The following is an 11,299-nucleotide window of genomic DNA, read 5'->3' as shown; positions in this document are numbered from 1 at the left end:
CACGAGGCCCAGATGATCCCCGCGGCAGGCCAGGTCTTCTCCTTCCACGACTTCCGCTTCGAGGTGCTCGAAAGGGAAGAAAACCGCCTGACACATCTGCGCATCAGCCGGCTGTGACCCGCCAGGAGCCGGCAGGTGCAGGCACGAAAAAAGGGCGGCCACGGGGCCGCCCTTGGTGTGATGACACGAAAGCCCCGCGATCAGAACGCGGTGTCGTAGAATGTGCCATAGGCCGAGTAGCCGGGGTTGGCGATGCTGCCCGCGACACTGGAATCCGGCACGGCCCCATCGGCATCGCCGAAGGGCAGCGTTACCATCAAGGCGAAGCCGTCGAAGTCATCGCCGAAGGCCTTATCCTCGACCTTCCGGTATTCCCCCGACAGGACAAGCGGCCGGCCAGAGAGACCGGCGTCAAAGGCATAGGACCCGCCGATGCCGGCAACCTGGTAGTCGTCACCTTCGACGTCCGCACCGATCACCCCGCCGAATAGGGCGAACCCCGAGCGGAACTTGTAGTGGCCGCCCAGCCCGGTCATCTCGATCTTGTCGCCGCCTTCTTCCATGCTCTGGTAGGCGGCATAGACACCCGTTTCGGGGGTCGAATAGCTGGCCGACAGGCCCCAATCATCCAGATCGGCGCCTGCACCACTATCCAATTCGGAGCGCCCGACATAGGCGTCGACCTCGAAATTCGACAGGCTGTAGCCGAGCGTCAGACCGTAGCTGTCCAGCGTAAGCGAACCGCCGTCGTCCAGGGCGAACCGTTGCAGGTACGCCCCCGCGGTCAGACCGTTTGCAAACCGATAGCTCACCGAGCCGAAAACATCGTAGATCTCGGCAACATCGGACCCGTCGTCAAGCCGGTTGGAACGCCCGGTCAGGTCGACCATGACTCCGTTTCCCATGTCGCGGGAAAACGTGCCGTTCAGCATGAGAGAGTCGAAATCGGTGTTTCCACCGTCGCCGGTCTGGCCATAGCCTAGCGTCACCGTGCCGCTATCGGCAACCGCCGCCATCGGCAGCACCGCGATGACCGCTGTGGAAAGGAACAGTCGTTTCATGGTGCAGTCTCCTCTTGATCGCACTGGATACGGTCAACCAAACGTAATCATTGGACAATTCCAAGAGGTGAGAGTTTCCGGCTCCGGCCCTCGGAGGGGGGCCGAACGCAACGGCTTGCCATAACTCCAGCACTGACCCGAATGAATCGCGGATGTTGCATTCGTGCGACCGAAGAAAAATTCCTTTGGCCCGGGCCTGTCCGGCCTCGTGGCCCGCGACTCAACGGCCCTTGAAAAGCCCGCCCAGAAGGCCCCGCACGATGCGGCGGCCGGTGGTGCCTTTCAATTCCCTCGCCACAACCTTGGCGATGCTTTCGCCCAGGCCGTCATCGTGGCGATGGCGAGTGGACCAGGGGCGCGACGCGGCCCCAGCCCGACCGCCGTCATAGCGGCGAGCATTGCGGAATTCGCGTTCGTCTTCCACCAGCCCGGCCCCTCGGGCCTCGGTCTGCTCTGCCGCCCTGGCGGCGGCCTCGGCCCGCTGCGCCAGCATCTCGGCGGCGCTGTCGCGGTCCAGAGGTATGTCGTATTTCCCCGCCAGGGGGCTGGCGGCCATCACGGCGGCGCGCTCGGCACCGGTGATCGGCCCCAACTGCGACGACGGGGGCCGGATCAGGGTGCGTTCGACCATGCCCGGCACGCCCTCGGCATCCAGCATCGAGGTCACGGCCTCACCGGTGCCCACGCGGGTGATCGCTTCGGCGGTCTCGAAGGCGGGGTTGGGGCGGTAGGTCTCGGCGGCCTGCCTGAGCGCACGCTGGTCACGGGCGGTAAAGGCGCGCAGCGCATGCTGAATTCGGTTGCCCAGTTGGCCCAGCACATCCTCGGGAATATCGGCCGGGCTCTGGGTGACGAAATAGACCCCGACCCCCTTGGACCGGATCAGCCGCGCGACCTGTTCGACCTTGTCGACCAGCACCTTGGGGGCATCGTCGAAAAGCAGGTGCGCCTCGTCGAAAAAGAAGACCAGCCGCGGCTTGTCCGGGTTGCCGACCTCGGGCAGCGACTCGAACAACTCCGACAGCAGCCAAAGCAGGAAGGTCGCGTACAGCTGGGGATTGGCCATCAGCCTGTCGGCGGCCAGCACGTTGACGCGGCCGCGACCATCCGGCGCGGTGGCCATCATGTCGGCCAGCTCCAGCGCCGGTTCCCCGAACAGCCGGTCTCCGCCCTGGTTTTCCAGCACGAGCAATTCGCGCTGGATCGCCCCGACCGAGGAGGTGGCGACATTGCCATAGCGCAGCGAAAGCGCCCGGGCATTCTGTCCGACCCAGAGCAGCAGGGATTGCAAGTCCTCCAGATCCAGAAGCGGCAGGCCCTCCTCGTCGGCCACGCGGAAGGCGACGTTGAGCACACCCTCCTGAGCCTCCGACAGGCCCATGAGCCGCGACAGCAGAAGCGGGCCCATCTCGGCCACTGTCGTGCGCACAGGGTGGCCCTGCGCGCCGAAGAGATCCCAGAAGGTCACGGGCGTGTCCGAATAGGCCAGGTTCAGACCGATGGTATCCGCACGGTCCATGAAGGCGTCGTGCAGCTTGAAATCCGGGCTGCCGGGCCGGGCCAGCCCCGAAAGGTCGCCCTTCACATCCGACAGGAACACCGGGACCCCGGCCGCCGAGAACCCTTCGGCCAGGATTTGCAGCGTCACGGTCTTGCCGGTGCCGGTGGCCCCGGCGATCAGCCCGTGGCGGTTCGCCTTGTCCCACCGCAGGTGCTGAGAATCGGCATGATCCGACCCGCCACCGCCTATGAAAAGGCCCCTGCCGTGATCCTGATCCATGGCATTCCCCTTCCAGCCCCCATCGTCGGGAGAGAGAATACATTGTTAACCCTATTGTGCGAGTCTGAAGAGGTCCCGCTGTCCAAGTCCTTCGGCGGCGGGCTTCCTCCCTGTCAGACTTGCCGCGCCTCCGGGCGCGGCCTTTTTCGCGCGCAGGCGCTTCTTCCCGCTCTCATCACGAGGCGTCATGGCCACCATGACAGAATGTCACATTTGGCTGTTGACGCGGGGGGCGGGGTTTCGTAGCGTCGCCACGATAAGTCGGCCAAGTCCGACAGGGAGAAATGGGAAAGGGTCCGTGAGGGCCCTTTTTCATTTGCGGGGTCATTGGCCATCCTGCCCGCTGCGCGGCGCGCCGCCTACGACGCTTGCAGGGAGGCGCCCATTGGTGAACGCGGCCGGATTTCGGTCTGACAGCCGGGTTGATCCATGCTAGGCCAGCCGCAATCTGAAACCAAGTGGACGCGAACATGACACCAAAGACTACACTCTCCCTCGTGGCCGTCCTGGCGATGCTCGGCCTGCCCGTCATGGCGCAGGACGACGGTGCAACCGAGCCGGCCACCACGCTCGACATGGGCACCCCCGTCGACGAGGACGGCAACCCGATCACCGAGGACCCGCAGCCGGGCCAGCAATACGTCCGCGACGAGTATGGCGACTGGTCCGTGCGCTGCCTGCGCACCGAAGAGGGCGAGGACCCCTGCCAGATCTACCAGTTGCTGTCCGACGAGGAGGGCAACGATGTGGCCGAGGTCTCGATGGTCAGCCTCGACGAGGGACAGGCGGCCGCGGGCGCGACCATCGTGGCGCCGCTGGGCACGCTGCTGACCGAACAGTTGACCCTGCGCGTGGATGGCGGCACCGCCCGGCGCTTCCAGTTCACCACCTGCAACCAGGGCGGCTGCATCGCCCGCGTGGGCTTCACCGAGCAGGATGTCGGGCTGTTCAAGGCCGGGGCCGAGGCGACGCTGCGCCTGGTGCCCTTTGCCGCCCCTGAACAAGAGGTCGTGCTGACCGTGTCCCTGTCTGGCTTCACCGCCGCCTTCGACTCGCTCTGAGGCGGGACCCCGCAAGACAAACGCCGCCCCGGATTGCCGGGGCGGCGCGACGTGTCCCGAGGACAGGATTCATCAAAAGGACTGGCGGAACCCGATCAGCACGTTCGTTGCGTTGTACTCTGCCGTCGCGGGCGAATTCTGCAGCGCGACCTGCGCATCTTCGAACGTGTCAAGCTTTCGTGCCTCGACGAAGACCTTGGATCGCGGCGTGAGCGCATAGCGCGCGCCGATCATGAGCTGGCCGCCACCTACGGTCTCGGATCTGGAATACCCCACATTCTCGTTATCGAAGGTCACCTGAACAGCGCCGAGGCCAAGGCCGCCATAGACCTCGACCCCCCCGGTCTGCACGACATCGTAGCGCGCTGTCGCCATCAGGGCATCGCCCGAAATGGCGTTGGGGTCACTGGTGGAATAGACGCTATCCGACCTGCTGTATTCCAGCCCGAGTTCGAGCCCGGGAACGACAACATCGCTCCTGGAAACACCCAGGCCGAAAATCCGGCCGGCGTCGGTGTCGTAATCGCCGGCATTCCATTCCAGTTCATTCTCGGTCGTCACGCCCGCGAACACGTCGAAATTCCAGTCCTGTGCCGCAACCTCGCCGGCGCAGAAACTGGCCGTCATCGCGAAAAGGGCTGTGTAGCATCGCATCGCCTTGACCTCCATCGTTGTTCCATTCGGACCAGCCATGTCGGTATCACTTTGAAACTTATAGGAAAACCGTCATTATTCCCGGCGGGCGCCATGCGTTGCAGCGTATCGGCAAGCCGGTGTCCGCCGCGTCAGGGGGCCTTACCAAGCGCCAGCACCGCGTTCAGCCCGCCGAAGGCGAAGGCGTTTGACAGCGCCACCCGGACAGAGGCCTCGCGCGCTTCATTGGGCACCACGTCGAGCGCGCATTCGGGGTCGAACTCCTCGTAGCCGATGGTGGGGGCCACGACACCGTCGCGCAGGGCCATGATGCAGGCCAGCAGTTCCACCGCCCCCGTGCCGCCGATCAGGTGGCCGTGCATGGACTTGGTCGAGGAGATCATGAGGTTATCCGCCTGCGCGCCGAAAACATCTGCGACGGCGGCGCATTCGGTCTTGTCATTGGCCGCTGTGCCAGTGCCGTGTGCGTTGATATATCCCACATCGCCCCGGTCGAGACGGCCGTCGCGCAGCGCACCGGCGATGGCCCGCGCTGCCCCCTGTTTCGAGGGCATCACGATGTCCGAGGCATCCGAGGACATGGCAAATCCCGTCACCTCGGCCAGGATCTCGGCGCCCCGCTTCTTCGCGTGGTCCAGCCGCTCGAAGACGAAGACGCCAGCGCCCTCGCCCTGGACCATGCCGTTCCGGGTGGCGCTGAAGGGGCGGCAGGCGTCCTTGGACATGACCCGCAGTCCTTCCCAGGCCTTGACCCCGCCAAAGCACAGCATGGACTCCGACCCGCCGGTCAGCATCACGTCGGCCATGCCGGTCCGGATCATGTTGAAGGCCTGCCCCATGGCGTGGTTGGAGGAGGCACAGGCAGTGGCGACGGTGAAGGACGGCCCGCGCAGGTTCCATTCCATGCTGACATGGCTGGCGGCGGCATTGTTCATCAGCTTGGGCACGATGAACGGATGGACCCGGTTCTTGCCCTCTTCGTAGACGGCGCGGTAATTCTCGTCCTGGGTGTTCAGCCCCCCTCCCGAGGTGCCCAGCACGACGCCGGACCGGTCCGCCAGTTCGCCCGAAAAGGACAACCCCGCCTGCCCCAGCGCCTCGCGCGCGGCCAGCAGGGTGAACTGGGTGAAGCGGTCGTAGAGCGAGATTTGCTGGCGGTTGAAATGGGTCTGTTCGTCGTAGTCCGTGACCTGCCCGCCGATCTTTACCGCGAGCCGATCCACATCGCGGATGGTCAGCGGGCCAATACCGCAGCGCCCCTCGCGCATGGCCTCCAGCGTGGCGGGCACATCGTGGCCCAGGGCGTTGATCGTGCCGGCTCCGGTGATGACCACACGGTGGGTCACGCCTGGTCCTGCACCAACCGCTCGACGGCCGCGATGATCGCGCTGACCGATGTAATGTCGAAGTCGCTTTCCGAGGGGTCGTTGGCGTTGAAGGGGACGGAAATGTCAAAGGTCTCCTCGATCGCGAAGATGCTTTCGACAAGGCCGAGGCTGTCGATGCCGAGATCCTCCAGCGTACTTTGGGGGCTCACGTCGGACGGGTCGAGCATGGCCTGCTCGGCGATGATTGCGATCACCTTGTCATCGATATCGTCGCGCATGTTGTCCTCTCGACCGTTCCCTGCCACTGATTTAGGGATTCGGGGGGCCCTTGGAAACCGTTATTCGCCCCCGGCGCTCATGCGTCCCCCGGCCCACGGACCAGGCGGCGCAGGGCCCTTTGTTCGGCGCGGTGGGCATGAGTGGGCTTGGCCGGGTGGCCGCTGACGAACAAGCCGTCACCGACATCGGAAAGGATCACCGCCCCGCCACCGGCGACCACGTCGCGCCCGACCTTCAGATTGTCGGCCACACCCGCCTTGCCGCCCAGGATCACCCGCGCGCCCAGAACGCTGGACCCGGCGACGGCAACATGGGCACAGAGCAGGCAGTCCGCGCCAAGGACCACGTTGTGGCCGACCTGGACCAGGTTATCGATCTTGACGCCGTTGCCGATGCGGGTGGCACGGATCGTGCCGGCATCCACGGTGCTGTTGGCGCCGATCTCCACGTCGTCTCCGATCTCGACCCCGCCCAGTGAATGGATGCGGTGCCAGCGGCCTTCGACGTCCGGATCGGAGGGCGGGTCCAGCGGCCTGCCGCCGCGCTGGCGCCGGGCCCGTTCGGCGTTGCTCGGCCCCATGGTGGTGAAAGAAAAGCCATCGCCACCGATGACCGCGCCGGGCTGGGCGATGAAGCGCGCCCCGATGTGCACCCGGGCGCCGATCCGCACCCCGGCGTGCAGGGTGGCCCCGGCGCCGATACGCGCGCCGGGGCCGATGCTGACATGGGGGCCGATCCGCGCGCCGGGGCCAAGGACGACCCCCGCGCCGATCACCACGAGCGGGCCGATCACGGCATCCCCGGGCACCTGGGCGGTCGGGTCGATCACCGCCGTGGAATGATGCCCGGACAGCCCCGCGAAGACGGGATCGTCGTCCATTATCTCCGTCAGCCCGGCCATGGCGAGGCGTCCACGCGGGGCCACGATGGCACCCTCGAGTCCCAGCGCCCCGATATCAGCATCAGGCCAGATCACGGCGGCGCGGGCCCGACCGGCAACCAGTTGGTCGGCGAACTTCGGGGTCAGGGCCATGGCCAAGTCATCGGGCCCCGCCGCACCGGGTTCTGCCAGGCGCTCCACTGTCAGGGTGGCATCGCCCTGGGTCTCTGCCCCCAGTTCGGCGGCGATCTCTTGCAGACTGTGGCGCATGACCCTTCCCTTCGTCTCAGGGGGTCAGCCTTAGCCGCCAAGGGCGCGGATCGCCACCCCCTCGTCGGCCAGCGCGCGCCAGATCGCGACGTCGCGTCCGTAGATATCCTCGCGGAAGTTCAACTGCCCGGTCGTGTGGGTGAAAGCCGTGCGATAGACGATGTGCACCGGTACGGGCTGTTCCAGGTCGACGCGGGTCTCGCGGCCCGTGTCGAGGCGGCTGTGAAAGAACCCCTCTGGGTCACTCGTCTGCGGCGCCAGCAGGGTATAGGCGAATTCGAAGGGATCGTTCAGGCGAATGCAACCATGGCTGAAGGTCCGGGTCTGGCGGCTGAAAAGGCTCTTTTGCGGCGTGTCGTGCAGGTAGATGTTGTAACGGTTGGGGAACATGAACTTGACCAGCCCCAGCGCGTTGCCCCGGCTGGGGGGCTGACGCATGGAGAAGGGGAAGGTGCGCCGGTTGAACTGGCTGAAGTCCACGGCCCCGCGGTTGATCCTGCGGCCCTGGCTGTCGGTGATCTCGATATGGCTGACCGCATTCGGATTGCGCTGCAGCATCGGCAGGTATTCCTTGGTGACGATCGAGCGTGGCACATACCAGCTGGGATTGATCACCATGAATTCCATGACATCCGAGAACTCGGGGCTCTGCCGATCGCTGGATCGCGCACCGATGACAGAACGGGTGACGAAGGTCGGCACGTCGTTATCCATGATGATGGCGTGAAAATCGGCCAGGTTCACCCAGACGTGCCGCTCGCCGCGCGGTCGGTTCATCCAGCGTTCCCGTTCCATCGACACGACCACGCTTTGCAGCCGGGCCTGGGCGGGGGTATTGATCGCGCTCAGCGTGCCCTCGCCCACGATCCCGTCGGGGGTAAGGCCATGCGCCTGCTGAAACCGCTGGACGCCCGCCTGGATGGTCGCGTCGTAGACCTGCGTGGCCGACCGGTCCATGTAGCCCATGCGCACCAGCCGGTCGCGCAGGGCCACCACCGCGGCGCCGCTGTCGCCCGTCTCGAGCCGCCCGCCGGGCACCAGCGCCCCCCAGCCGCCATTCGCCAGCAGTCGCTCCAGACGCATCTTCTCGCGCAGCAGCCGGGCGTATTCGGGCGATTGCGGCGGCAGCGCGGTCAGAAAGCCGGCCGGGCTCGACTTTGCGAAGCCGCGGATCAGGGCAAGGCGGTCACGAACGGGCACTTCGCGCTTGATCGCGGGCACAACGGCACCGGGCCGCAGCAGCCCGGTCTGGATGTCCCGGGCATATTGCAGAAACAGCTCGCTAAGGTAGACCTCGGTCGCGCCTTTTTCGGTCGGGGTCTCGGCGGCGCGCAGCCGCGCCATGACCCGGTCGGGGTCATAGTCGGCCATTGGCAGGCCGTGGTCGCCCGCGTCGGCCAGCGCCCCGAGAAAGGCATTGCGCCGGTCGCGGTCGCGCCCGGTCGTGCCGGTCCATATGCCCTCGAAGCCGCGGTCACGATAGAATTCTGCCAGCACCTCGTTGCGGGCCGCACTTTCGGCGACCGCCTGGCGGAAGGCCGTCACCTGCGCCGCGGCCGGGGCCGGCAGAGCCGAGGCCAGCAGTCCCGCGCAGATCACCACCGCGAGCGAGAATTGGTTAACGATTCTGAGCGACATTGGCATTGCTTCGGACGTCCCCTGGCGAAAAATACAAAACTTGATCGAAATCAGAGTGTTCACCCCGCAAGGATGATCTGTCCATTCACAATCGCGAAAGCAGGCAACAGCCGGGCCGGGTGTTGCCTGTCTGCGCAGGCCGTGCGGCAGCGCGGCCGGAATGTCACAAGTCGAGGAATTCCGACCTTTTGCGCAAAATCCTGCCGATTTTCACCTTGCCACGCACCTTCGAGACCTCGGGGGTTGGTCCGCGAATCGATTTGTGGCATAGACCCTGTGCAGCCAGCGATGAGACGACAAGTTAATGTCGCCAGAGGGCGAGCGAAGACAAAAGCGACGGGACAGGCGCTCACACCATGACCATGAACAGCTCTTCGGGCATAACGCGGCGCGGCCTGCTGGGGGCCTTTGCGGCCACCACGATCTCTGCAGCGCCGACCTTTTCCAATGCGGCCGGTTTCCTGCGCGGCGGCGGCGACATCCGGCGGATCCGGATGTACAGCGGACGCACCGGGGAACGCATCGACACCATCTACTGGATCGAGGGCGAGTACATCGGCGAGGCCCTGCGCGAGATCAATCTGTTCATGCGCGATTGGCGTACCGACCAGACCAAGAACGTCGATACCCGCACGATCGACATCATGGCGGCCTCTCACAACCTCATGGAGGCGAGCGAGCCCTACCTGTTGCTGTCGGGCTACCGTTCGCCGCAGACCAATGCCATGCTGCGGCGCCGATCCTCGGGCGTGGCGCGCAATTCCCTTCACATGAAAGCCCAGGCCGCCGACCTTCGGCTGCAGAGTCGTTCGGTCAGGCAGATGGCGCAGGCCGCCATTGCCTGCCGCGCCGGAGGCGTGGGGCGCTACACGGGTTCCAACTTCGTGCACATGGACTGCGGCCCGGTGCGCGACTGGGGCCGCTGACGCGCGCGCCAGGACGGGCGCAAGAGAACGGACCCGGGGCGCGCCGCGACCCGGGTTTTTCTTCGGACCGCGACGCGCCCTTGCCACAAGGGGCTTTGAGACCGGGCTGCAACGGGTTATCAGGACGCCCGTGAACCGTCGGTGCCGCCATGTTCCTCAATCTTCTGCTCGTGCTTTGCCTGGTCTGCCTGAACGGGTTGCTCGCCATGTCGGAACTGGCCGTGGTGGCCGCACGCCGCGCCCGGCTCGAGGCCGACGCGGCCCGCGGTCAGCGCGGCGCCCGCATCGCCCTGCGCCTGGCCGAGGACCGAGGCCGGTTCCTGTCCACCGTGCAAGTGGGGATCACCCTCGTCGGGGTGCTGGCCGGGGCCGTCTCGGGCGCCACCATCGGCGTTCGCCTGGCCGACGTCCTGCCCCGCCTGGGCGTGCCCGCGCAGTTCGCGGACGAACTGGGCGTCGGCCTGGTGGTCATCATCATCACTTACCTGTCGCTTGTCATCGGCGAACTGGTGCCCAAGCAGATTGCCCTGGCCGCGCCCGAAAAGGTGGCCGTCCGCGTCGCCCCGGCCATGCTGATCCTGTCCCGCATCGCGGCACCGGTGGTCTGGGTACTGGACAGCTCCGGGCGTCTCGTCCTGCGCCTGCTGGGGCAATCCGACCGCCAGGAGACCGCGATCAGCGACGAGGATATCCACTACATGTTGTCCGAGGCCGCGGGCGCCGGGGTCATCCACCGTGCCGAGAAAGACCTGATCGGCGGCGTCATGCGCTTTTCGGATCGGCGCGCGCGCGCTTTGATGACACCGCGCCCGGACGTGGAGATCGCCGAGTCGGGCGAAAGCCTGTCGGCGACCCTGGCGCGGTTCAGCGACTCGGGCCATTCCCGCCTGCCCCTGCGCAGCGGCGGCCCGGACGAGATCATCGGCCTGCTGCACAGTCGCGACGTCCTCGCCGCGCCCGCCGGCGATTTCGACGCCGAGGCACTGGTCCGGCCCGCCCCCGTGATACCCGAATCCCTGCCCGCCCTGAAGGTGGTCGAGCAGTTGCGACAGTCACCCGGCCACATGCTGCTGGTCTATGACGAGCACGGCCGTTTCAAGGGTATCGTCACGGCCATGGATCTGCTGGGCGCCATCGCGGGCGGCTTCGACGAAACAGAGACCGCACCGACCCCGATGATGCGCCGCGCAGACGGATCGCTGGTCGTTTCGGGCGCCATGCCCGCCGACGAGTTCCGCGATCGGCTGGGTCTGACCCTTGCGCCTGCGACGGACTACGATACCGTGGCCGGGCTGGTGCTGGCGCAGTCGGGCGACCTGCCCGCCGAGGGTCAGGTCATCGAAATCGGTGCCTGGCGGATCGAGATCATGGACATGGACGGGCGGCGCATCGACAAGATCTTGGTCACGCCCACCGGTTGAT

The 11,299-nt window shown here is 66.2% G+C and carries 10 protein-coding genes; 3 read left to right on the top strand and 7 right to left on the bottom strand.

Translation table 11 applies throughout. From position 1 onward, the window contains the following. Positions 1–200: 200 nt before the first annotated feature. Positions 201–1,061, bottom strand: coding sequence for a porin (locus VJ897_RS11565; protein WP_324055819.1), 861 nt, complete (start codon positions 1,059–1,061; stop codon positions 201–203). A 220-nt stretch (positions 1,062–1,281) separates the two neighbouring features. Then, on the bottom strand, positions 1,282–2,841 hold the full coding sequence (locus VJ897_RS11560; protein ID WP_324055818.1) for a helicase HerA-like domain-containing protein: 1,560 nt from the start codon (positions 2,839–2,841) through the stop codon (positions 1,282–1,284). Between the two features lie 470 nt (positions 2,842–3,311). Between VJ897_RS11560 and VJ897_RS11555 the strand changes: the two genes are divergently transcribed. Continuing rightward, on the top strand, positions 3,312–3,902 hold the full coding sequence (locus VJ897_RS11555) for an invasion associated locus B family protein (protein ID WP_324055817.1): 591 nt from the start codon (positions 3,312–3,314) through the stop codon (positions 3,900–3,902). A gap of 72 nt (positions 3,903–3,974) precedes the next feature. Here VJ897_RS11555 and VJ897_RS11550 read toward each other — a convergent pair whose 3' ends face one another. The 5 genes from VJ897_RS11550 to VJ897_RS11530 form a co-directional block, all read right to left on the bottom strand. Continuing rightward, the gene (locus VJ897_RS11550; RefSeq protein ID WP_324055816.1) at positions 3,975–4,556 is read right to left on the bottom strand and encodes an outer membrane protein; all 582 of its coding nucleotides are present in this window, start codon (positions 4,554–4,556) and stop codon (positions 3,975–3,977) included. 131 nt (positions 4,557–4,687) lie between these two features. Further along, positions 4,688–5,902 (bottom strand): beta-ketoacyl-[acyl-carrier-protein] synthase family protein, encoded by a 1,215-nt coding sequence (locus tag VJ897_RS11545; protein WP_324055815.1) that lies wholly within the window; start codon positions 5,900–5,902, stop codon positions 4,688–4,690. Further along, positions 5,899–6,162 carry an acyl carrier protein gene (locus VJ897_RS11540; RefSeq protein WP_324055814.1) on the bottom strand — a complete coding sequence of 88 codons (264 nt, stop codon included), beginning with the start codon at positions 6,160–6,162 and terminating at the stop codon, positions 5,899–5,901. Before VJ897_RS11540 ends, VJ897_RS11545 begins: the two co-directional genes overlap by 4 nt. A gap of 77 nt (positions 6,163–6,239) precedes the next feature. Then, positions 6,240–7,313, bottom strand: coding sequence for a UDP-3-O-(3-hydroxymyristoyl)glucosamine N-acyltransferase (locus VJ897_RS11535; protein ID WP_324055813.1), 1,074 nt, complete (start codon positions 7,311–7,313; stop codon positions 6,240–6,242). 30 nt (positions 7,314–7,343) lie between these two features. Continuing rightward, positions 7,344–8,951 carry a L,D-transpeptidase family protein gene (locus VJ897_RS11530; RefSeq protein ID WP_324055812.1) on the bottom strand — a complete coding sequence of 536 codons (1,608 nt, stop codon included), beginning with the start codon at positions 8,949–8,951 and terminating at the stop codon, positions 7,344–7,346. Between the two features lie 356 nt (positions 8,952–9,307). Here VJ897_RS11530 and mepK point away from each other — a divergent pair, with 356 nt between their 5' ends. Next, positions 9,308–9,877 carry a peptidoglycan L,D-endopeptidase MepK gene (gene mepK, locus VJ897_RS11525; protein WP_324055811.1) on the top strand — a complete coding sequence of 190 codons (570 nt, stop codon included), beginning with the start codon at positions 9,308–9,310 and terminating at the stop codon, positions 9,875–9,877. Positions 9,878–10,026: 149 nt separating this feature from the next. Beyond that, on the top strand, positions 10,027–11,298 hold the full coding sequence (locus VJ897_RS11520) for a hemolysin family protein (RefSeq protein ID WP_324055810.1): 1,272 nt from the start codon (positions 10,027–10,029) through the stop codon (positions 11,296–11,298). The last annotated feature ends 1 nt before the right edge of the window (position 11,299 follow it).

This window comes from Salibaculum sp. (assembly GCF_035270045.1).
Classification (GTDB): domain Bacteria; phylum Pseudomonadota; class Alphaproteobacteria; order Rhodobacterales; family Rhodobacteraceae; genus Salibaculum.
The sequence above is the reverse complement of the archived record's forward strand: the minus strand, read 5'-3'. Positions and strand labels throughout refer to the sequence as shown.